Origin of the sequence: Pantoea stewartii subsp. stewartii (assembly GCF_008801695.1) — a bacterium.
GTDB lineage: Bacteria > Pseudomonadota > Gammaproteobacteria > Enterobacterales > Enterobacteriaceae > Pantoea > Pantoea stewartii.
This window is the reverse complement of the sequence record NZ_VZPF01000005.1, coordinates 38,306-61,257: the sequence shown is the minus strand read 5'-3', so window position 1 is coordinate 61,257 and position 22,952 is coordinate 38,306. Positions and strand designations below refer to the sequence as shown.

The window sequence follows — 22,952 nt, the reverse complement described above, 5'->3', positions numbered from 1 at the left end:
GGTTAAGACGCGACCTGATTTTCCAGTAACTGGTTCATAAATGACTGCACCCAGTCCATGCGCACCTTTCGTTCCGTCAGCTCACGGGTAAAGCGTAACCGTGTCGGACCTTCCAGTTTCCACTGCTTTGCATCTTTCTGCAGCAGACCAATCAGCCAGGCCGGATCGACACTGTTATGCGGAGCAAAATCAAAATAACCGCCTTTGTCGCTGGCTTCAATTTTGCGCACGCCCACCACTCGCGCTTTCATGCGCAGCACGGCGATGTCCAGCAGATTACGCGCCGGATCGGGTAACAGACCGAAGCGATCGATCATTTCCACCTTCAGCTCCTGCAACTCCTCTTCCGTTTCGGCACTGGCTACGCGTTTATACAGCGATAAACGGGTATTCACGTCCGGAATAAAGTCTTCTGGCAGCAGGGCAGGCATGCGCAGTTCCACTTCGGTCTGGTTACTGGTGAGATCTTCCAGCGAAGGCTCGCGACCGGCTTTCAATGCATCGACCGCATTTTCCAGCAGTTCCATGTACAGCGAGAAGCCCAGGGTTTCCATCTGACCACTTTGCTCTTCACCCAGCAGTTCACCGGCACCCCGAATTTCGAGATCGTGCGTAGCCAGCGCAAAGCCTGCCCCCAGATCTTCCAGGGAGGCGATGGCTTCCAGACGTTTTTGCGCGTCGGTCGTCATGGCTTTGGGATGTGGGGTCAGCAGCCAGGCATAAGCCTGATGGTGCGACCGGCCCACGCGACCACGCAACTGATGTAGCTGTGCCAGCCCGAAGTGATCGGCCCGTTCAATAATGATGGTATTCGCCGTCGGAATATCAATGCCGGTTTCGATGATGGTGGTACATACCAGAACATTGAAACGCTGATGATGGAAGTCATTCATCACCCGTTCCAGATCGCGTTCGCGCATCTGTCCGTGACCAATGGCAATGCGCGCTTCCGGCACCAGTTCCGCCAGCCGCTGCGAGGCTTTCTCGATATTTTCGACATCGTTATACAGGTAATAGACCTGACCACCGCGCAAAATTTCACGCAAAATGGCTTCGCGAATCACTAAGTCGTCGTATTCCCGTACAAAGGTTTTTACCGCCAGACGACGCGCGGGTGGCGTGGCGATGATGGACAGGTCGCGCATCCCGCTCATGGCCATATTCAGCGTACGGGGAATCGGCGTGGCGGTCAGCGTAAGGATATCCACATCGGCGCGCATCGCCTTGATGCGCTCTTTATGACGCACGCCAAAGCGGTGTTCTTCATCGACGATCAGTAAGCCCAGATCGTGCCACTTAATGTCGCTCATCAACAGCTTGTGAGTGCCAATCAGCACATCAATTTTGCCTTCGCTGGCCTCCTGCAAAATCTGATTCTGCTCTTTGGCGCTGCGGAAGCGTGACAGCATTTCGATGCGCACCGGCCAGTTAGCGAAGCGGTCACGGAAATTATCGTAATGCTGCTGAGCCAGCAGGGTGGTGGGAACCAGCACCGCCACCTGCTTGTTGTTCTCCACCGCCAGGAAGGCCGCGCGCATGGCGACTTCGGTTTTACCAAAGCCCACATCACCGCACACCAGACGATCCATGGCCAGCGGCTGGCACATGTCACTTAACACGGCATTGATGGCCTGGGTTTGATCGGGTGTGGTTTCAAACGGAAAACTTTCGCAGAACAGTTGATACTGCTCACGGTCATGTTTGAAGGCAAACCCGGCCTTAGCGGCACGCTGAGCATAGATATCCAGCAGTTCAGCGGCCACGTCGCGCACTTTCTCCGCCGCTTTCTGCCGCGCGCGCGACCAGGCATCGCTGCCCAGTTTATGCAGCGGTGCATTTTCGTCGGCACCGCCGGCATAACGACTGATAAGATGCAGGGAGGAAACCGGGACGTACAACTTGGCGTCATTGGCATAGGAGAGCATCAAATACTCTGCCTGAATGCCGCCGGCTTCCAGCGTGGTCAGGCCGATGTAGCGCCCGACGCCGTGTTCAAGGTGCACCACAGGCTGGCCCGGATGCAGTTCCGCCAGGTTGCGAATCAGGATGTCCGGATTAATGGTGCGGCGCGTATCCTGGCGGCGGCGGCTGATGCGTTCGCCCAGCAAATCGCTTTCACAGATGAAAGCCAGCTTCCCCTGTGTATCCACAAAGCCCCGCTCGCTGGCACCGATCATCAGACCATACTGTGCCTCCCGGGCCTCGCGCAGATGACGAATGGGTTTCGGCCGTACTTTAATGCGCGCCAGCAACTCCTGCAGGCTTTCACGGCGGCCTTCGCTTTCAACGGAAAACACCACATCACCGGTAAACTGTTCCAGGAACTGACGTAAATGATCCAGCGGCGCTTTCGCCTGCGCCTGAACGGACAGATCGGGCAGGGATTCATAGCCCAGGTTGGTATTGGCGGCCCTGGCCGGCAGCACCTCATGGGTCATACGGATACGCGGCCAGGCTTTGAGTTCCCCCATTAAGGCATCCGGGCGCAGCCACAGCGTGGTCGGCTCCAGCAGCGGGCGCATGGGATCGACACGGCGGTTTTCGTAACGCGCATTCGCATCCTGCCAGAAGCGCTCGGCACTACCTTCCAGATCGCCACAGTTCACGATCAACGTGTTGTCAGGCAGATAGCTAAACAGCGACGGTAACGGCTGGTCGAAGAACAGCGGTTGCCAGTATTCAATACCGGTCGGCAGGGTGCCTTTGCTCACCTGCTGATAAATATGCTCTGCCTCACGGCGCACATCAAAGTTTTCACGCCAGCGGCTACGGAACAGTTCAATGGCTGTTTTATCGCTGGGAAATTCATGGGCCGGCAGCAAATTAATGGCGGGAACGGCTTCCAGCGTTCGCTGGCTGTCGACATCAAACAGGCGCAGGCTGTCGATCTCGTCATCAAAAAAATCGATACGGTAGGGCTGATCACTGCCCATCGGGAACAGATCGAGCAGGGCGCCGCGTGTGGCGTACTCGCCGTGCTCCATCACCTGATCGACATGGCGATAGCCGGTCTGGTCAAGCTGGTCGCGCAGGCGGTCGCGTGACAGTTTCTGGCCCTGCTGCATCACCAGCGCATGACCGTGCAGGTAGCTGTGAGGACAAACACGCTGCATCAGCGTGTTGACCGGCATAATCAGCATGCCGCGTTGCAGCGTGGGCAACTGATACAGGGTGGACAGACGTGCCGAGATAATATCCTGGTGGGGTGAGAAGCTGTCATAAGGCAGCGTTTCCCAGTCCGCAAGGTGGGTAACAGGTAAATCGGTAAACTGACGAATCTCGTCCAGCAGACGCAGAGCGGTTTGCGTATCGGGTGTAATCATTAACACCGGACCTGCATGGCGCTCAGTGATGCTGGCACACTCAACCGCGTGCGCAGCGCCAGTCAGCTGACCGAGCAGGCGTTGGTCGCCTGATTTCACGGGCAGGGTATAGCGAGTCGGTTCGGACATGTGATCTCGAGGTTGCTCCATTTTTACCAAGGCGTCATCATTCCATAATACGCCATGGGGATCACCTCTGCGGCAGATTTTTTCTGCCGCTTCGCCTGAAGCAGGCGATGCAGAAGGGTTGCTGTGTGTAAATCTTTTTTGCGAACAGGGCTCGCAGGAAAGTGAATCGGGTACATCAGAGTCACGGTCATAGCCGTCACCGCTTTACCCGAATAAGTATACCGATGTGGGGCGTGAATGATCGTACGATAAACATCATCTTTGTGGCTTAATCCTGTGCATCAAACCGTCTGCTAACCTATTCTGATACAACTTTGCAGCAGACTCAGAGGGTTAGAGGTTTCATAAAGTGCACAGCTCCTTTATCATCCTCTCTACTTATTTTCCAGCAACTGCACATTGGATACCATGTATCAACCTGTCGCGCTATTTATCGGTCTGCGCTACATGCGCGGAAGAGCAGCGGATCGTTTCGGTCGCTTTGTCTCCTGGCTCTCCACCATTGGTATCACGCTTGGCGTGCTGGCCATGATTACTGTGCTGTCTGTGATGAACGGTTTCGAGCGCGAGCTTGAGGGCAACATCCTGGGCCTGATGCCACAGGCGCTGATCACCAGCAACACTGGCAGCATCAATCCGCAGCAATTCCCTGCCTCTGCGCTCAAGCTCAACGGCGTTGACCGCATCGCGCCGCTGACCACCGGTAATGTGGTGCTGCAAAGTGCACACAACGTCTCAGTCGGGGTGATGCTGGGGATCCAGCCGGACGAAAAGGATCCCCTGACGCCTTTTCTCGTTAACACGCCGCAAAGCGTGTTACAGCCCGGTCAGTATAACGTCATCCTGGGCGAACAACTGGCCTCGCAGCTGGGCGTGAAACGGGGTGATCAGATCCGCCTGATGGTGCCGTCCGTCAGCCAGTTCACGCCCATGGGGCGCGTGCCGAGCCAGCGCCTGTTTACCGTGGCGGGCACGTATGCGGCTAACAGCGAAGTTGATGGCTATCAGATTTTGGTTAACCAGCAGGATGCGTCGCGCATTATGCGCTATCCCGCGGGCAACATCACCGGCTGGCGTCTGTGGCTGGATAAGCCGCTTGAGGTTGACAGCGTGAGCCAACAGGCTCTGCCCGCGGGCATGGTCTGGAAAGACTGGCGCGAACGCAAAGGGGATTTATTCCAGGCCGTGCGTATGGAGAAAAACATGATGGGGCTGCTACTGAGCCTGATCATTGCCGTTGCGGCCTTCAATATCATCACCTCGCTGGGCCTGCTGATCATGGAGAAGCAAGGTGAAGTGGCCATTCTGCAAACCCAGGGATTAACCCGCCGTCAGATTGTCGCCGTTTTTATGGTGCAGGGTGCCAGTGCCGGGATTATTGGCACGTTGCTCGGGGCGCTGCTTGGCGTCCTGTTAGCCAGCCAGCTTAATAACCTGATGCCGGTCATTGGCCTGTTTTTGGACGGTGCCGCGCTGCCTGTGGATATTAATCTGTGGCAGGTGGTGACTATCGCTTTCAGCGCAATGGTGAGTGCGCTGCTTTCTACGCTTTACCCTTCATGGCGCGCTGCCGCCGTACAACCCGCTGAGGCTTTACGCTATGAGTAACTCTCCTTTGTTGCAGTGCCGCGACCTGTGCAAACGCTATCAGGAAGGCAGCGTACAGACCGACGTACTGCGCAACGTGAATTTTGATGTGCAGCCTGGTGAACTGATGGCGATTGTCGGCAGTTCAGGGTCAGGAAAAAGTACCCTGCTGCACCTGCTGGGCGGGCTGGATACGCCCACTGCGGGCGATGTGGTGTTTGACGGGCGTTCGCTGAACAGCATGTCTTCTTCTGATAAGGCCGAACTGCGTAACCGCGAACTGGGCTTTATCTACCAGTTTCACCACCTGCTGCCCGACTTTAGCGCGCTGGAAAACGTCGCGATGCCGCTGCTGATTGGCAAAACCGCTAAAGGCGAAGCCCAGGCACGCGCGCGGGAAATGCTGGCCGCCGTCGGGCTGGAACACCGCGCCGCCCATCGTCCGTCTGAACTGTCTGGTGGTGAGCGTCAGCGCGTGGCGATTGCCCGTGCGCTGGTGAATCGTCCCCGCCTGGTCATGGCTGATGAGCCCACCGGTAACCTGGATGCCCGCAATGCGGATACCATTTTTGAACTGCTGGGGGAGCTGAATGTGCGTCAGGGCACGGCGTTTCTGGTGGTCACCCACGATCTGCATCTGGCAAAACGCATGACGCGTCAGATGGAAATGCGCGACGGCCAGCTCAGCGATCAGATTATCCTGGCGGGAGCGGTCTGATGGGATCGTCGCTATCACTGTTATTGGGGCTGCGTTTTAGCCGTGGCCGTCGTCGCGGCGGCATGGTGTCGCTGATCTCGGTGATTTCCACCGTGGGCATTGCACTCGGCGTTGCGGTGCTGATCATTAGCCTGAGCGCCATGAACGGCTTCGAGCGTGAGCTGAATAAACGCATTCTTGCCGTGGTCCCGCACGGTGAAATCGAAGCCGTTAATCAGCCTTTTCAGCGCTGGCAGTCATTGATCGCGCCGATTGAGCAGGTGCCTGGCATCGCGGCTGCCGCGCCCTATGTCAACTTTACCGGCCTGATTGAAAGTGGCGCGAAGATGGAAGCGTTGCAGGTGAAAGGCGTGGATCCGGCACAGGAGCCACGGCTGAGTGCCTTACCTTCTTTTGTCACCGACAATGCCTGGTCATCCTTTGCGGCAGGGAAACAACAAATCATCCTCGGTGGTGGTATCGCAAAGGCGCTCAACGTGAAGCAGGGCGACTGGATCACCATCATGATCCCGAACAACGACGGTGAGAATAAGCTCCTGCAACCCAAACGTATTCGCCTGCAGGTGAGCGGTATTTTGCAGCTGAGCGGAATGCTGGATCACAGCCTGGCTCTGGTGCCGCTGGCGGACGCGCAGCAGTATCTGGATATGGGTGACAGCGTGACCGGCATCGCGCTGAAGATGAACGATCCCTTCCAGGCGGCCAAACTGGTGCGCGCGGCGGGTGAAGTGACGCACGCTTACGTGTATATCAAAAGCTGGATTGGCACCTACGGTTATATGTACCGCGATATCCAGATGATTCGCGCCATCATGTACCTGGCCATGGTGCTGGTGATCGGCGTCGCCTGTTTCAACATTGTGTCGACACTGGTGATGGCCGTTAAAGACAAGAGCAGTGATATCGCCGTTCTGCGGACGCTGGGCGCAAAAGATGGCCTGATTCGGGCAATTTTTATCTGGTACGGCCTGCTGGCAGGCCTGCTGGGCAGCGTGAGCGGCGTGGTGGTCGGTGTACTGGTGGCGCTGAATCTGACATCGCTGATGAAAGGTCTTGAAACGCTGACCGGTCACCATTTGTTAGCCGGCGATATCTACTTCATCGACTTCCTGCCGTCTGAATTGCACTGGCTGGACGTGTTTTCAGTACTGATTACCGCTATTGTGCTAAGCCTGCTGGCAAGTTGGTATCCCGCACGGCGCGCCAGCCGCATCGATCCGGCGCGTGTCCTGAGTGGACAGTAGTCGTACCAGACAGCGCCGTTCATGCTGCGCTGTCGGCCCTGTTCTTTGGATTGTCGGGCCAACTGGCCCAAACTTTGTTGATTGACCTGCGGACGTTTTACTCACCGCACCAGGAGACTTTATGCGTACACCTCGTCGCCGTATACGACTTGCCCGCCTGAAGAAAACACGCAGGAAAGTGCATCAGCGCTTTCGCCAGCGTATTTTCGAACGCGATCGTCAGGCCGAACTGGCGGCGCACCCGTTGCCGCGCATCGTCGTGTTAACGGGGGCAGGGATATCCGCCGAATCTGGTATCAGGACCTTTCGTGCCGCAGACGGATTATGGGAAGAGCATCGGGTTGAAGATGTCGCCACGCCAGAAGGTTTCCGACGTGATCCGGCGCTGGTGCAGCGCTTTTATAACGCGCGGCGTCAGCAGCTTCAGCAGCCCGAGATCCAGCCCAATGCCGCGCATCTGGCGCTGGCAGAACTGGAACAGGTGCTGGGCGACAACTTTTTCCTTGTCACGCAAAATATCGATAACTTGCACGAGCGCGCGGGCAACAGCCGTGTGCTGCATATGCACGGCGAATTGTTAAAAGTGCGCTGTGCCAGTAGCGGACAGGTGATCGACTGGCAGGAAGACGTCACGGAGAACGACCGGTGTACCTGCTGTCAGTTTCCCTCTGTCCTGCGCCCCCATGTCGTCTGGTTTGGCGAAATGCCGCTGGGTATGGAAGACATCTACCAGGCGCTGGAACAGGCCGATCTGTTTATCGCCATCGGCACCTCATGCCACGTGTATCCCGCGGCGGGCTTTGTTCATGAGGCAAAGCTGCAAGGCGCGCATACGGTGGAACTGAATCTGGAGCCCAGCCAGGTGGGCAATGAGTTTGCCGAAAGTCACTACGGGCTCGCAAGTGAAGTGGTTCCCGCCTTCGTACATAAGCTGTTGCACGGGCTGCACAAATAATCTTGTGTGTGATGCCACCGCACACCTGAAAGAAAACACTTTCATCAATAAGACGGTCGTGCCACACGCCGGCCTCAGGGTTTACGGCAGCCCTGCTGCGGCAGGGAGTCAGGCCGCCTGTTGATGCACAGGTTAACGGCCTGCGTGTGGTTTCCGAACGGCACGCGGCTGTTGCCTGCCTCCTCTCATCCTCAGTCGCGTTAAACTCCGCCGCCGTATGATTAAGCGCAGCCGGATGCTTCCCGGGGCGCATCACAAAGGTTACAGGAGCCCGAAACGGCTGTGTGCGTGCTTACCTTATTAATATTTCTGTCTGCTGACCCGGCAGCCTGTCAGCAAAGAAAAGGGCCGCGATAGCGGAAAAAAACGCGCCCCGGTTTTGGCTCTGAATCTGGGTGATGCAGGGCAGGATTGCGTTAACCGCCGCAAAAACCAGCGATTACCCGTTTTTTTATGCTGTCTGGCGTGCGGAATATGTCCCGGCAGCCTTAACCTGAACGATAATGATTTGACGCAACACAATGTCTTGCCGGTTTATCAATAATGACCGGCGGTAAATTTTAAGGATGGCATATGAAGCAACTATTAGAACGCTTTTTGCGTTATGTGGCAGTAGAGACGCAGGCAAAACCGCAGGCACGTCAGGTGCCCAGCAGCGAAGGTCAGTGGGTACTGGCCCGCCAGTTGCAGGAAGAACTGCTGGCCATGGGTTTTGTGGATGTCAGCCTGAGCGATCACTGTTGTGTGATGGGCACGCTACCGGCCAATGTGGACTGGCCAACGCCGGTGGTGGGCTTTATTTCGCACATGGATACCTCACCGGATTTCACCGCGAAACATGTTAATCCGCAAATCATCGAAAACTACCGGGGCGGCGATATCGCGTTGGGCAATGGTGATGAAGTGCTGTCACCGGTCATGTTCCCCGTGTTGCATAAGCTTATCGGTCACACCCTGATCACCACCGATGGCAAAACCCTGCTGGGCGCGGATGATAAAGCGGGCATTGCCGAGATCATGACGGCCATGGCCAGACTGGCGGAAGGCGATATTCCGCACGGTGCCATTCGCGTTGCCTTTACCCCAGACGAAGAGATTGGGCGGGGCACGTCGCATTTCGATGTTGAAGGCTTTGCGGCTGACTGGGCCTATACCGTCGACGGCAGCGATCTGGGCGAATTTGAATACGAAAACTTCAATGCGGCCTCGGCGCTGGTGAAAGTCGTGGGCAACAATGTTCATCCCGGGTCTGCGAAAAATGTCATGGTCAATGCGCTGGAGCTGGCGACGCGTTTCAGTGCAGCGTTGCCTGCGAAAGAGAAGCCGGAATGGACAGACGGTTATGAGGGCTTCTTTCATCTGCACCAGATGAAAGGCACGGTTGAGCACGCTGAGCTGCACTACATCATTCGTGATTTTGATACCGAGGCGTTTGAACAACGCAAACGCACACTGCAGTAAATTGCGGATGAGATCAATAAAGACCTGCATCCCGGCTGTGGTATTACGGTAGAGATCAGCAACAGCTATCGCAATATGCGCGAAAAAGTCGAACCTTTCCCGCATATTATCGATCTGGCCTTACAGGCGATGCGTGACTGCGGCATCGAGCCGGTGGTGAAACCGATTCGCGGCGGTACTGACGGTTCGTCCCTGTCATGGAAAGGATTGCCCTGTCCAAACCTGTTTACCGGGGGCTATAACTACCACGGCAAGCACGAGTTTGCCTCGCTGAACATCATGGCGCAGTCCGTCGACGTCATCGTTCGCCTGGCAGAACTGGCCGGTCAGAAGAAAGGTTAAAACAACGTCTCCTCGTCCGGGCCGGGCGAGGAGACGGCGTAAACGGATGGGAACAACACTTCTCCAGCGGTTTATTCAGCGCCGAAATACCAGTAACCTGCGTTAATCAGCCCGGCAATCTGCGCCAGCACGGCCGGATCGTCAAGAGCCTCTCCCAAATCATCCAGGGTGATTTCATCACGATGTGCCAGCACGGACATCACGCGCGGATCGGCGCATTCGACGCGCTCGCCGTTGATATAAATCGCATCGCCCAGCGTCAGGACGCGTAATCCACCCAGACGGGACAATACATCGCCCTGTTGCAGCGCATCATAGATTTCATCGGGCTGATAAGGCGGTTCCGGTGGCGCAACGTCAAGTTCGTGGCGTGATTGTGAAATAAATTCGCCCAGCCACTGCTCAAAATGCGCAGGCTGATTCACCACATCCAGCATCACCTTGCGTAAGCCTTCCACTTCTTCAGGCAAAATCAGCGACGGGCAGTCGCGCGAAGGCACATCGGGATCGGTATAACGCAGGCTGCCCAGCTCGTTGGCCAGCGCATAATCGGCGAAGCCGCTGATGAGTTCACGTCCGCTGGGCGCGCGGAACCCTACAGAGTAGTTCAGCGCATTTTCGAGGGAGTAGCCTTCATGCGGGAAACCCGGCGGAATATAGAGAATATCGCCCGGTTCCATTTCTTCATCGATAATGGCGTCAAACGGCTCGACCTGCAGCAGGTCAGGATGCGGGCAGTGCTGTTTCATCGGCACTTTTTCCCCGACGCGCCAGCGGCGGCGGCCGGTGCCCTGAATAATAAACACATCGTACTGATCGAAATGCGGACCCACGCCGCCGCCGGGCACGGAGAACGAGATCATCAGATCGTCAATGCGCCAGTCCGGCAGAAAGCGGAAAGGGCGCATCAGCGCGGCAGAGGGCTCATGCCAGTGATTGACCGCCTGAACCAGCAGTGACCAGTTGTTTTCGCCCAGGTGATCGTAGCTTTCAAATGGACCATGGCTGACCTGCCACTTTCCGTTTGGCTGGCTGACCAGCCGACTGTCGACCTCATTTTCCATGGCTAAGCCCGCCAGTTCATCCGGCGAAATGGGATCGATAAAATTTTTAAAGCCACGCTTCAGCACTACCGGGCGCTTTTGCCAGTAACGCTGAATAAAATCGGGCCAGTTGAGATCGAGCTGATAATCCATAAGAAAGTCCGCTAAGGGCTGAAAATACCTGCAAGTATAACAGCCCGCAGCCTGAACTACTCGCGGCGATGTTCCATTTCCTGACGCTGAAATACGACTTCCATGCGCGCACCGCCTAACGGGCTGCTGGAGGCGATGACATTACCGGCGTACTGCTCAAGGATATCTCGCACCACGGCCAGCCCGAGCCCCTGGCCTGGTCGCATGGTGTCGACGCGCTGTCCCCGCACGAAAATCAGGTCGCGTTTACTTTCCGGAATGCCCGGACCGTCATCATCAATATAAATGTGCAGCGCATCTTCGGTCTGATGAGCACTGACCTCAATAAATTCCAGACAGTATTTGCAGGCGTTATCCAGCACATTGCCCATCACTTCCATAAAGTCGTTCTGATCGCCAAAGAAGGTGATTTCCGGGGAAATATCCAGGGTAATTTCCACCCCTTTACGCTGATACACTTTATTCAGTGCCGAGCACAGGCTGTCCAGTAAACCCGATACCGAATGCAGATCACGCTGCAGGGGATTATGATCGGCCTGCATGCTGGCTCGGTGCAGGTAATAACCGACCTGCTGAGAGATGCGGCTGATCTGCTCCAGCATCACCGGCTCGGCCTGTTCGATGGTTAACTCTTTTCCGCCGCGCAGCGAACGCAGGGTACTTTGCAGGACCGCCAGCGGTGTTTTCAGGCTGTGGGTCAGGTCGGCCAGCGTCGTGCGGTAACGCGTGTAACGTTGACGCTCGTTGGTCAGCAACAGATTGAGGTTACGCACCAGCGAACGCAGCTCCTGCGGGGGCTTATCGTCCAGATTTTCACGCTGTCCGGTTTCCAGTTCGCGTACCTGAAGCGTCAGATGCCCAATCGGCCGTAAACTCCAGTGCGCCGCCAGCCAGAACAGCGGGACAATTAAAATCAGGTTAGCGGCCAGAACATAGCTGAACCATGACCAGACCACATCGGAATGCTGTAGCTCTTGTGGAATGGTATCGACCACCACAATGGTCAGGGCGGGCAGGTTGGTGGTGGCATCGTAGCGGTTGACGGCAACCGAATGGGTAAACGTATCCTGATCGTCATCGTCGTTATCATCCCACGCATGAAGCTGCTGCTGTGCCGTCAGATTGTCGCCCATGGCGGCCCGGCTGGTGCTGTTGTTGGTATCAATCTCGTAGAAATCAGGTTTTAACAGCCATTCGGGTTGAATCTTCTCACGAATTTCCGGCACATCACGCTGCTGCCAGAGCAGCTTGCCGTGTTCATCATAAATAAATACCAGGGTGGGGAAATTAAGCATGGTGCGCTCGGGCTGCGCAATTGTCAGCTTATTATCTTTCCACTGTGCCAGGGTAAAAAATAAATTACTCTCGCCTCGCATCACGCGATAGGTGTTTTTATCAAAACTCACCACATAGCCAATCACGGCGACCATGCCATAAGAAAGCGAGAGAATGAGAACGATGGCTGCGGAGGCCAGTAAAAAGCGTGTCCGCAGCGAAATAGGGCGATAACGTTTAAGCCAGGACATCATCAGGGATCAAAGCGGTAACCCTGGCCGCGAACGGTAGCGATAACTTCGTCAGAATGCAGCGCGAGGATTTTTTTGCGCAGGCGGCCCATTAATACATCGATCGTGTGGCTTTCACGCAATTCCGCATCGGGATACAGCTGCAACATTAATGAATCTTTACTCACCACTTTGCCCGCATTACGAATTAAGGTTTCCACGATGGTATATTCAAAGGCGGTCAGCTTAACCGGGCTTTCATTCACCGTCAGTTCGCGACGCGATAAATCGACCTGAAACGGCGGCATGGCAATAATTTGCGACGCATGACCACTGTTGCGGCGCATTAATGCCTGCAGGCGTGCGGCAACTTCTTCAATATGAAACGGTTTTGTGACGTAATCATCCGCACCGGCTTCCAGCGCTTCGACTTTCGCCTGCCAGCCTTCACGGGCGGTCAGCACCAGAATAGGCTGACGCACGGCATCATTGCGCCAGCGACGAATTAACGACATGCCGTCTTCACCGGGTAAGCCCAGATCAACCAACGCGATATCAGGTAAATGTTCCTGGAGAAAATAATCGGCTTCTTTGGCATCTTCAGCAGCATCAACCTGATGACCCATTTCTCGCAGTTGTACTGAAAGATGGTGGCGCAGCAGGGCATTATCTTCCACAACCAGAACACGCATAGGATTTCCTTAGCATCAGATCGAAACGAATTTAAATAAGTATAAGCGAAATGAATTAAACAGCAGGTTAACGCAGACCGGCGGGAACCGGTCTGCAGAAGGGATATTATTTCAGATCATCAACCATTTGAATCGCACGGCCAAGATAATTTGCCGGGGTCATCTGTTTTAAACGGGTTTTTTCTTCTTCAGGCAGCGCCAGGCTGTCGATAAAGGCCTGCATGCCTGCGGCGTCAACACGTTTACCGCGGGTCAGCTCTTTCAGCTTCTCGTACGGTTTTTCGATGCCGTAACGGCGCATCACGGTCTGAATCGGCTCGGCCAGCACTTCCCAGTTGTGATCCAGTTCATCCAGCAGGCGCTCGCGGTTCACTTCCAGTTTTGAAATACCTTTTAAGGTGGCCTGATAGGCGATCAGCGCATAGCCTACGCCGACACCCAGGTTACGCAGCACGGTAGAATCGGTCAGATCACGCTGCCAGCGGGAAACCGGCAGTTTGCTGGCCAGATGCTGCATGACCGTGTTGGCCAGGCCCAGATTGCCTTCCGAGTTTTCAAAATCGATAGGGTTTACTTTATGCGGCATGGTCGACGAGCCGATTTCGCCCGCAACGGTTTTCTGTTTGAAGTGGTTGAGTGCCACATAGCCCCAGATATCGCGATCAAAGTCGATCAGGATGGTGTTAAAGCGGGCGATACAGTCAAACAGCTCGGCAATGTAGTCGTGCGGCTCGATTTGCGTCGTATAGGGATTCCAGGTGATGCCCAGCGAGGTAACAAACTCTTCACTCAACTGGTGCCAGTCGGCTTCCGGGTACGCCGCAATGTGCGCGTTGTAGTTGCCCACGGCGCCGTTGATTTTGCCCAGCACTTCAATCTGCGACAGCTGACGTAGCTGACGTTCCATGCGGTAGGCTACGTTGGCCATCTCTTTACCCATGGTCGATGGCGTAGCGGGCTGGCCGTGCGTGCGAGACAGCAGGGGAATATCACGGTATTCCTGCGCCAGGCCTTTTACGGCGGCGATCAGCTGCTGCCAGTAAGGCAGAATGACATCGCGGCGTGCTGTTTCCAGCATCAACGCATGGGACAGGTTATTAATGTCTTCAGAGGTGCAGGCAAAATGAATAAATTCCGACACTGCATGCAGGGCGGGCACATCCGCCACTTTTTCTTTCAGGAAATACTCAACCGCTTTCACGTCATGGTTGGTGGTGCGCTCAATGGTTTTGATGCGTGCGGCGTCTGCTTCGCTGAAACGGGCGACGATCTCGTCAAGGAAAGCGTTTGCGTCAGCATCAAATGCAGGAACTTCCTTGATCTCTGCGGTCGCAGCCAGTTTTTGTAACCAGCGAACTTCAACCTCAACGCGGAACTTCAGCAAACCAAATTCGCTGAAAATTGCGCGCAGCGGGCTGACTTTATCGCCGTAACGACCATCGACAGGTGAGACGGCGGTCAGAGAGGATAATTCCATCAGTGCAACTCCTGATTCATTTAACGGTGTTTGCCTCACTGACTCAGTAAGTCAGTGGCAGGCGGGATAAAATCGATTTGGCTTCGCGCAGTAAACGCTGGCGCGAAAACATCAGCTGCAGTCGGCCTCCGCCAACCTGTTGCCACAACACGGCGGCACGAATGCCGGCCAGCAGCGTGGCGCGAACTTTACTCTGTAGCAGGGAATTCTGTAGCACTGCCGGCGATCCGGTTACCTGAATACGTGGGCCGAGCGGGCTGATCACATCGACATAAATGCCCGCCATGGCGCTCAGAATAGTGTCGGATTCCAACGCGTAATGCGCCAGCTGACGATCGAGCTGGCTGATTCGCTGAGCCAGGGTGTTCATAGCCTGCTTGTTCGCATTGAGCTTGCGCTCCAGTACCATCAGGCTCAACGTGTAACGGGTCAGTTCGGCACCAGCGCCCTGACGTTGCGTGCTGTTCAGCACGGCCATCAGGGTTTCCAGCCCCAGGCGCAGGTTGGCTTCGTTGTTACCAAATACCGCCAGGGTCGAGGGAGGATTCAGGTCCAGTACGCTGCGCAGTGACACCGTCAGCGCCTCCGGCTGACAATGTGCCTGATTGGCTAACTGCTGCACCAGATGGGCCGCCTGGCAAATTCCCGCCAGTGCAAAGGTAATGTCCTGATAGTTTTTTGCCACGGTTACTCCTGTTTACGCGTTATTCCCACCGGTATTATGCGGCAACCCAAGGCAAACGTTCTTCGATGATACCGCCACCCAGGCAGACTTCATCAAGGTAGAACACCGCAGACTGACCCGGCGTGACCGCAGCAACGGGCTCATCAAACCGGACTTCAATTTTATCCTCGCCGTGCGGGATAATTTCGCAGGGGATATCGGTCTGACGGTAGCGGGTTTTCACCGTACAACGCAGCGGTGAGGTTAGCGGCTGACGATCAACCCAGTGTAACTGCTGGGCAATCAGACCCACTGACATCAGTCGGGGATGGTCGCCGCCCTGCGCCACGATCAGGCGGTTGCGCGCCACATCTTTATCAACGACGTACCAGGGATCGTCTTTGCTTTCTTTAAGACCGCCAATGCCCAGCCCTTTACGCTGGCCGAGCGTGTGATACATCAGGCCCTGGTGCTCACCCACAATCTGTCCGTCGACGGTTTCAATTTCACCCGGCTGGGCAGGGAGGTAGCGCGCCAGGAATTCGGTAAACTTGCGTTCACCAATGAAGCAAATGCCGGTGGAGTCTTTTTTCTTCGCCGTCACCAGCTCAAGTTGTTCAGCGATGCGACGCACTTCAGGCTTTTCCAGCTCGCCGACCGGGAACAGGCTCTGCGCGATTTGCTGGTGGCTGAGTGTGTAAAGGAAATAGCTCTGGTCTTTGTTACCATCCAGACCGCGCAGCAGGTGGCTGCGGCCATCGATATCCTGACGGCGGACATAGTGCCCGGTGGCGATGAAGTCTGCACCCAGATCCTCTGCGGCAAACTCCAGAAACGCCTTGAATTTGATTTCTTTATTACACAGGATATCGGGATTGGGAGTGCGGCCCGCTTTGTACTCTTCCAGGAAGTGTTCAAAGACATTGTCCCAGTACTCTGCCGCAAAGTTCACTTTGTGCAGTTTAATACCTAACTTGTCGCACACGGCTTGCGCATCCGCCAGATCGTCAGCGGCGGTACAGTATTCCTCGCCATCGTCTTCCTCCCAGTTCTTCATGAACAGGCCTTCAACCTGATAGCCCTGCTGTTGCAGTAACCAGGCGGAAACGGAAGAATCGACGCCGCCGGACATTCCGACGATCACTTTTTTCTGGCAGTTATCAGACATCACAAGCTCGCAAAACAGTAAAACAGGCGGCGCATTCTATCACGCTGAACGCGGGTGCGCACCTTCATGAAACGGCCAGTTGAACGGGCTGATCAGGTCGAGCGGATAGCGTACGCCCTGTTGCCAGCGGCGTACGCTTTCGGCAACTAGGGGCGAACGCAGGTTAGAGGCCGACAGAATCTGCTCTGGCGCGACCCACCAGCAGCAATCAATGTCGCTGTCCTGCGGAGCCGTTGGCTGGATATCGTCCAGATCCACGCCAAACAGAAACCGCACAAAAGGCGTATTATCCGGGGCGATCTACTGGTTTATGCCGATAAAATACTGCATTTCGGCCCGAATGCCGGTCTCTTCAAACAATTCCCGTGATGCGGCTTCATGCAGCGTTTCATCGGCTTCAAGATGACCGGCAGGCTGGTTCCAGGTGGCGATGCCGTTGACGCGTTCTTCAACGACCAGTAATGCACCCCGAGCCTGCACCAGGCACGCGACGGTGACATGCGGTTTAAACATCGATCCTCCTGAATTGTTAACTTAAAGTTATGGAAATGATAATGGCAGTCAATCTTGTGCGCTGATATCGCGCCAGGCACCCGGGGCCAAATCGCCCAGCGTAAACTCGCCCATGGCATAGCGCACCAGACGCAGGGTTGGAAAGCCAATATGGGCCGTCATACGTCTGACCTGACGGTTACGTCCTTCAAAAAGCGTTATTTTCAGCCACTGTGTTGGAATGGCTTTGCGCTCGCGAATCGGCGGCTGGCGCGGCCACAACCAGTCGGGCTCAGCCACTTTTTCGACGCCAGCCGGTAACGTCGGGCCATCTTTCAGATTAACGCCATCGCGCAAAGGTTGTAGATCGGTTTCCTCAGGCGCGCCTTCCACCTGCACATAGTAAATCTTGCCGGTGCGCTTGCCGGGCTGCGTCAGCGCCGCCTGTAGCGGACCATCGTTAGTCAGGACCATCAGTCCTTCGCTGTCGCGATCGAGTCGGCCCGCCGCGTAAACGTCACTCACGTCGATAAAATCTTTGAGGGTGCGGCGGCCGGCTTCATCGGTAAATTGCGGCAGAACATCGAAGGGTTTGTTGAACAGAAGCACGCTGCGGACGGCAGGCGGCGAGGACGCCTTGCGATGCACGGGACGTGTTTGTCGGCTGAATCGTTTATTTGGATGAGAAGTCTGATTAGTTTTTCGCATACGCTTTGCAGTCTGGAACATTCAGCGCATTATAACGCGAAATTGCGGTGATTGGCGTGGCGTGAATATTCAAGTAGTATTGACGCGCATCTTACAAATCATTAACAAAAAATCGCTCGAAGGAGAGGTTAATGGAAAGCAAAGTAGTTGTTCCGGCGGAAGGTCAGAAAATCACCCTGAATCAAGGTAAACTGGTTGTCCCAAATAACCCGGTTATCCCTTACATCGAAGGGGATGGTATCGGCGTTGATGTGTCACCAGTGATGCTGAAAGTGGTTGATGCCGCTGTGAAAAAAGCCTACAACGGCGAGCGTAAAATCTCCTGGATGGAGATTTATACCGGTGAAAAATCGGTTGAACTCTACGGTCAGGATGTCTGGCTGCCGCAAGAAACCCTCGATTTAATCAAAGAATACCGCGTAGCGATCAAAGGCCCACTGACCACGCCAGTTGGCGGCGGCATCCGTTCTCTGAACGTTGCGCTGCGTCAGGAACTGGATCTGTACGTTTGCCTGCGTCCGGTACGCTACTACACCGGTACACCAAGCCCGGTAAAACGTCCTGAAGACACTGATATGGTGATCTTCCGCGAAAACTCCGAAGATATCTATGCCGGTATCGAATGGAAAGCGGGCACGCCAGAAGCGGATAAAGTCATCAAATTCCTGCGTGAAGAAATGGGCGTGAAGAAAATTCGCTTCCCAGAAAACTGCGGTATCGGTGTTAAACCGTGTTCGGAAGAGGGCACCAAGCGCCTGGTCCGTGCAGCAGTGGAATATACCATCACTAACAATCGTGATTCACTGACGCTGGTACACAAAGGCAACATCATGAAGTTCACCGAAGGCTCCTTCAAAGACTGGGGTTACCAGTTAGTGAAAGACGAGTTCGGCGGCGAGCTGATCGATGGCGGCCCATGGATGAAATTTAAAAATCCAAACACTGGTAAAGAGATCATCGTAAAAGACGTGATCGCCGATGCCTTCCTGCAGCAAATCCTGCTGCGTCCGGCAGAATATGACGTTATCGCCTGTATGAACCTGAACGGTGACTACATCTCTGACGCCCTGGCGGCGCAGGTTGGCGGTATCGGTATTGCACCAGGCGCAAACATCGGTGACGAATGTGCGCTGTTCGAAGCCACCCACGGTACGGCACCGAAGTACGCAGGTCAGGATAAAGTGAACCCAGGTTCCGTGATTCTGTCCGCTGAAATGATGCTGCGTCACATGGAATGGTTCGAAGCCGCAGACCTGATTGTTAAAGGTATGGAAGGTGCGATTAACGCCAAAACCGTAACCTATGACTTTGAACGTCTGATGGAAGGCGCTAAACTACTGAAATGTAGTGAGTTTGGCGACGCAATTATCGCGAACATGTAACATATACAACGCAACAAAAAGCCAACATAGATGTTAATTTTATGTTGGCTTTTATCTTCTCCCATCCTTTCCCCAAAACTTCCCCAAAACTCTTCCCCAAAACTGGCTATAAAATATGCTGTTCAGACGGCTACAACCGTCCAGTCTTTTCCACGGTCATCATGGTATTTTGCCGTCTGTTGAGGTGACTTGTGACCGAGTAATTTTTGCGTATCGATCCCCTGAGCCTCATACAGTCTTTCGGACAGTGAACGCTGTTCGTGAAATGTTGGAGCCTTCCGGTCAGGCCATAAAATACCGGTGCGGTTTCTGGCTTTTTTAAATGTGGTGGTGATGGAGTTAGCCGAAACCCGATCACCTCTCGTGGCCTGCGATGTACTGTGCCGGAAATGTACCAGGTATTTACTGACTACGGCATCGCGGCATTTGGCCACAACCTCACGCAGGGTAATATTCAGTGCTTCACAACGCAGTGACAATGGCAACGCCACTTTGGCGCCAGTCTTTTCATGCTCGACGTGGAGCATATCATCCCAGATGTCAGAGAACTTCATCCGGGAAATATCCCCTATGCGCTGCCCGGTGACAACGGCCAGTAGCATTGCACACTGAAGGTAGGGCGGGTGGTGTTCAGCCGCGGCGTAAATTTCTTTCCATTCCTCAAGGGAAAGGCGTTCGCGTATTACCCGGTTACGCGGCTGGCGAGTTGCCTGTGCCGGGTTGTAGCCGGGGGGAACATGTCCGGCGTGCTGGGCTTCCTTGAACACGTCGATCAGCGTTGTCCGGACAACCTGCGCCATACGGTTGTAGCCCTGGGCTTTTACCGCATCCACGACCTCCGCGATTTCCAGCGTGGTAATATCTTTCAGATACATCATCCCGGAGTGCTGGCGCAGCAGTTCAACGGGCTTTTTTTTCTGTTTTACTGAGTTCAATTTTATATCTCCTGTTTCAAGTCGTTCCTGCTGGATAGCAAGGTAGCGATCCAGCCAGGTTGTTACGGTGATAAATTCTCTGGACTCACGCATACGGGCGATTTTTTCGTTAACGCTGAGGATCTGCCGGGTACGCTGCTCCGCGATAATGTCGTTGGCCTCACTGGCGACCTGTCTGGCTTCTTCAGCATCAGTACCGAGGCTGTGAAATTTACCCGTTACAGGGTGTTTGTATTGCCAGTACACACGCCCGGTACGCTTATCCAGCTTTGAGTACAGATTAGGGATGGTTATTTTATGGGTTCGTGGTCTGGCAGCCATCTTCAATAATCCTTCTCAGCTTGGGGTTTGCGGTCGGTGCGATTTTTGGTTCAGCTAAAATGCCGATAAATCGGGCTTCACGATCAATCATCCACTCTCTGCCTACTTTTCTGGCTGGTGGTGCCATCATGTGGCCCTTGGCATATTTTTTTAATGTGCGAAGGCTGGGGGCTAAACTTCCAAATTCTTCCGCCGCCCATTCTTCTAAGCTCACCATTCTGGCCATACTCGTACCTCATACAGCCGGTCAGTAATTTAGCGCTGACCGGGCTTTAAAACTGATTATCAAAAATCACTTGCGATCGGCTTTCAGCATGACGACTGAAACGCCGGTACCGTCAAACTCGTTATCAATTAGTCCAGACCAGCTACATGACCAGCCGGGCAAAATATCTTTTTTCCGCATACTTCCGGGCAGGATGGCCACAAGACGGCCGCCGGGTTTAACCAGGCTGGCAGCAGATTCCACATGTGCTTTGGCTCGTCCTTCGCTGAACGGTGGGTTCATTACCACTTTGTCAAAGCGGCTGCTGGTGGCTTCGGCCCACTGGATGAAATCAGCCTGTTCGACGGCGTAACCTTTCGCCTCCAGTACCCGACAGTGCAGCGCTGAGATTTCCACGCACTGGGTCTGGTCTGCCGGCATCAGTACGGCAAGATTCCCTGTGCCGGCACTCGGCTCCAAACATCTATCACTTGCTTGAATATCAGCTTCGGATACGGCCCATTCAGCCAGTGATTCTGGGGTAGGGTAGAACTGGTGAGACTGATGATCCGGAATGCACCCGGACGCGATAATCTCGCCTAGCACCCGGGCGGGGTCATAGTCGAATTCCCAGATGTTGATATTTTTATTTGGGCCCGCTTTGATCAGCACGCCGCCGATGGTTTCCAGTATTTTCCCCGCCTGGCCCCGGATCGCTTTGTCTTCGTCGCGCCAGTCAAATCGGCGGTTGTACGGATTGGTAGTCAGGGGCTGTGTCGGCTCATCCCAGCGGTTGCGATGAATCGGGGTGTGCCGCTCAGCCTTCAGCCCTGCCAGTATTTCCAGAACAGCAAACGGCAGCGGTTTGCTCATCAGCACAAAATCTTTGAGTTTTTTCTTTGGTTTCTGGCGGAATTGCGGCGGGATTGCCAGCGGGTACAGGTGCGCCAGAATGCAGTTGAGCCGCCAGGCCATATCCGGGTGTACTTCGAGGTGTGCTGTACCTTTCAGATAAGCCCGGACACGCAATGCTCCACCGTCCAGCACCAGCCATTCACCGTGGCGGCAGCGTGCTTCCTGTAGTGCATCGTCGGTTACACGCCAGCGGGGTTCATCGCGGCCCATAAATTTAGCAATCACCTGCCGCAAGTCCTGGATATAGCCGCTCATATCATGATTGGTTGTTCCGTAGTCGTTGAACACCCGGGCAAGGATCATGCGCTTACCGAAACCTTCCGGCCTGTTGGTAACGTGGTCGCCGGAAAGAGCGCGGAAAATGCCATCCACTCGCTCGGAGAAAAATTTCTGACGTGAGTTAAGCAGTTCCATGATTGTCGGCCGCACGGTCTCTTCTTCGAAGTCGGGCGTTTTCATTTCCCGGATCTGCTCGTTCCACTCGGTGCGTCGGTTGTTCGGCATGTACTCGTATACGTCGGTCATATTCAGGGCTTTTTGCCAGAATGTTGCATTCAGGCTGGCGATAGCGCCTTCGAGCTTAAATAGATTGCTGACGCCGCCGAAATAATGCCGCCGATCATGGTCCTGGTTACCCTCCAGAAAATGGTGAACCGATACATGGTGCGTGTTAATTAACCCGAACATCATTTCTATATCGGCCCGGAGTTGCTTGTACTGGCCGATCAGGGAATCAACCAGGTCGGAGGAAGCAGGGGCGAAAAACGCCCCATCCGACAGTTCTCCGTACAGGATTTCTGTCACTTCGCCCATGATTAGTACTCTCCCCAGTTATAAGTTGACGCTATCGGCCCCGGTTCCTGGGCAGCAAGGAAAAACTCATCAGGCAGTTTTTCGATTTTGCAACGGACTCCTTCACCTGAAATTATTCCTGCCTCACGTAGCCCACTTAGGCACATTTGAAGCGTTTCTTTGGTTAACTGGATTCGTTCGAGCTGGTACTGTTTGCGATACACGAAGGCCTGTAATGCTTCCTCTTTCGTGTAGTGGTACTTAGATCGATCAGCACCCTTTTGACAACGCTGCACATAGAGTTTTTGTCGTTCTTTTGGGCCGCCGGTACGATATTTAACGAGCTGTTCAAAAGGCATGTAAGGCATATCTTCTACATGCCAGAAGGTCTTTTCTGTTTCACGAATAATTACGCGTTTCCACAGAGTGATAGTCGGGCGACCTTCGTTGTCATGCCCTTCGTAATAGCGATAACAATATTTTTTCCCTTCGGTGATTTTGTCCACGCTACACCTCGTTACGCAATTTTATTAATTTCTGATCGGCTAATTTCAGAGCTTCTGAAAATACGGAAAATTGAATGGATGCAAATTCTTCATTAAATTTATTATCTTTTTTCCAGTATCCGTTTTCGGACCAAAAATCACATGCCATAGCGATATATCGACGTTTGTTGGTCAACTGCTCTATATCGTTAACGTCTGATATACCTCTAAATAAAATGGGGGCTGCTGATGACAT

Annotated in this window: 19 protein-coding genes and 2 pseudogenes; 6 read left to right on the top strand and 15 right to left on the bottom strand. The window is 54.5% G+C overall.

Annotation, left to right across the window (positions count from 1 at the left end):
* Positions 1-2 precede the first annotated feature (2 nt).
* Positions 3-3,452: a transcription-repair coupling factor gene (gene mfd, locus F7Q90_RS02460; RefSeq protein ID WP_006118851.1), complete on the bottom strand. Its 3,450-nt coding sequence runs from the start codon at positions 3,450-3,452 to the stop codon at positions 3-5.
* A gap of 23 nt (positions 3,453-3,475) precedes the next feature.
* Positions 3,476-3,643, bottom strand: coding sequence for a hypothetical protein (locus F7Q90_RS26575; RefSeq protein WP_167387051.1), 168 nt, complete (start codon positions 3,641-3,643; stop codon positions 3,476-3,478).
* A 217-nt stretch (positions 3,644-3,860) separates the two neighbouring features.
* On the opposite strand from F7Q90_RS26575, the gene lolC reads away from it, so the two are divergent.
* The 5 genes and pseudogenes from lolC (at position 3,861) to pepT (ending at position 9,759) form a co-directional block, all read left to right on the top strand.
* The gene (lolC, locus tag F7Q90_RS02455) at positions 3,861-5,060 is read left to right on the top strand and encodes a lipoprotein-releasing ABC transporter permease subunit LolC (protein ID WP_006118853.1); all 1,200 of its coding nucleotides are present in this window, start codon (positions 3,861-3,863) and stop codon (positions 5,058-5,060) included.
* Positions 5,053-5,757, top strand: coding sequence for a lipoprotein-releasing ABC transporter ATP-binding protein LolD (lolD, locus tag F7Q90_RS02450; protein WP_006118854.1), 705 nt, complete (start codon positions 5,053-5,055; stop codon positions 5,755-5,757). The genes lolC and lolD overlap by 8 nt, the downstream gene beginning before the upstream one ends.
* Positions 5,757-7,001 (top strand): lipoprotein-releasing ABC transporter permease subunit LolE, encoded by a 1,245-nt coding sequence (gene lolE / locus F7Q90_RS02445; RefSeq protein WP_006118855.1) that lies wholly within the window; start codon positions 5,757-5,759, stop codon positions 6,999-7,001. The genes lolD and lolE overlap by 1 nt, the downstream gene beginning before the upstream one ends.
* Before the next feature lie 121 nt (positions 7,002-7,122).
* Positions 7,123-7,956, top strand: coding sequence for a Sir2 family NAD+-dependent deacetylase (cobB, locus tag F7Q90_RS02440; RefSeq protein WP_006118856.1), 834 nt, complete (start codon positions 7,123-7,125; stop codon positions 7,954-7,956).
* Between the two features lie 573 nt (positions 7,957-8,529).
* Positions 8,530-9,759 (top strand): annotated as a pseudogene (gene pepT, locus F7Q90_RS02435) (peptidase T).
* A gap of 71 nt (positions 9,760-9,830) precedes the next feature.
* Here pepT and F7Q90_RS02430 read toward each other — a convergent pair.
* The 8 genes and pseudogenes from F7Q90_RS02430 to rluE all read right to left on the bottom strand — a co-directional run bounded on the left by F7Q90_RS02430 (position 9,831) and on the right by rluE (position 17,682).
* Positions 9,831-10,955 carry a ribosomal protein uL16 3-hydroxylase gene (locus tag F7Q90_RS02430; RefSeq protein WP_006118859.1) on the bottom strand — a complete coding sequence of 375 codons (1,125 nt, stop codon included), beginning with the start codon at positions 10,953-10,955 and terminating at the stop codon, positions 9,831-9,833.
* A 56-nt stretch (positions 10,956-11,011) separates the two neighbouring features.
* Positions 11,012-12,481, bottom strand: coding sequence for a two-component system sensor histidine kinase PhoQ (gene phoQ, locus F7Q90_RS02425; protein ID WP_044241892.1), 1,470 nt, complete (start codon positions 12,479-12,481; stop codon positions 11,012-11,014).
* 2 nt (positions 12,482-12,483) lie between these two features.
* Positions 12,484-13,152, bottom strand: a complete 669-nt coding sequence (gene phoP, locus F7Q90_RS02420; RefSeq protein ID WP_006118861.1) for a two-component system response regulator PhoP — start codon at positions 13,150-13,152, stop codon at positions 12,484-12,486.
* A gap of 106 nt (positions 13,153-13,258) precedes the next feature.
* Positions 13,259-14,629, bottom strand: coding sequence for an adenylosuccinate lyase (purB, locus tag F7Q90_RS02415; protein WP_006118862.1), 1,371 nt, complete (start codon positions 14,627-14,629; stop codon positions 13,259-13,261).
* Between the two features lie 43 nt (positions 14,630-14,672).
* Entirely contained in the window at positions 14,673-15,314 is a 642-nt protein-coding gene (hflD, locus tag F7Q90_RS02410; RefSeq protein WP_006118863.1) for a high frequency lysogenization protein HflD, read from the bottom strand.
* Positions 15,315-15,348: 34 nt separating this feature from the next.
* Positions 15,349-16,461 carry a tRNA 2-thiouridine(34) synthase MnmA gene (gene mnmA / locus F7Q90_RS02405; RefSeq protein WP_006118864.1) on the bottom strand — a complete coding sequence of 371 codons (1,113 nt, stop codon included), beginning with the start codon at positions 16,459-16,461 and terminating at the stop codon, positions 15,349-15,351.
* 39 nt (positions 16,462-16,500) lie between these two features.
* Positions 16,501-16,974 (bottom strand): annotated as a pseudogene (locus tag F7Q90_RS02400) (NUDIX domain-containing protein).
* Positions 16,975-17,022: 48 nt separating this feature from the next.
* Positions 17,023-17,682: a 23S rRNA pseudouridine(2457) synthase RluE gene (rluE, locus tag F7Q90_RS02395; RefSeq protein WP_006118865.1), complete on the bottom strand. Its 660-nt coding sequence runs from the start codon at positions 17,680-17,682 to the stop codon at positions 17,023-17,025.
* A gap of 110 nt (positions 17,683-17,792) precedes the next feature.
* Here rluE and icd point away from each other — a divergent pair, with 110 nt between their 5' ends.
* On the top strand, positions 17,793-19,043 hold the full coding sequence (gene icd, locus F7Q90_RS02390; protein ID WP_006118866.1) for an NADP-dependent isocitrate dehydrogenase: 1,251 nt from the start codon (positions 17,793-17,795) through the stop codon (positions 19,041-19,043).
* A gap of 122 nt (positions 19,044-19,165) precedes the next feature.
* Here the strand turns inward: icd and F7Q90_RS02385 are convergent, their stop codons facing one another.
* The 5 genes from F7Q90_RS02385 to F7Q90_RS02365 all read right to left on the bottom strand — a co-directional run bounded on the left by F7Q90_RS02385 (position 19,166) and on the right by F7Q90_RS02365 (position 22,952).
* Complete coding sequence (locus F7Q90_RS02385; RefSeq protein WP_006118867.1) at positions 19,166-20,299, bottom strand: site-specific integrase; 1,134 nt, start codon at positions 20,297-20,299, stop codon at positions 19,166-19,168.
* Positions 20,274-20,525, bottom strand: coding sequence for an excisionase (locus F7Q90_RS02380; RefSeq protein ID WP_044241870.1), 252 nt, complete (start codon positions 20,523-20,525; stop codon positions 20,274-20,276). The genes F7Q90_RS02385 and F7Q90_RS02380 overlap by 26 nt, the downstream gene beginning before the upstream one ends.
* Before the next feature lie 66 nt (positions 20,526-20,591).
* Entirely contained in the window at positions 20,592-22,232 is a 1,641-nt protein-coding gene (locus tag F7Q90_RS02375) for a DUF4942 domain-containing protein (protein ID WP_006118869.1), read from the bottom strand.
* A gap of 2 nt (positions 22,233-22,234) precedes the next feature.
* Positions 22,235-22,717 (bottom strand): hypothetical protein, encoded by a 483-nt coding sequence (locus F7Q90_RS02370; RefSeq protein ID WP_006118870.1) that lies wholly within the window; start codon positions 22,715-22,717, stop codon positions 22,235-22,237.
* A 1-nt stretch (position 22,718) separates the two neighbouring features.
* Complete coding sequence (locus tag F7Q90_RS02365) at positions 22,719-22,952, bottom strand: hypothetical protein (RefSeq protein WP_044241872.1); 234 nt, start codon at positions 22,950-22,952, stop codon at positions 22,719-22,721.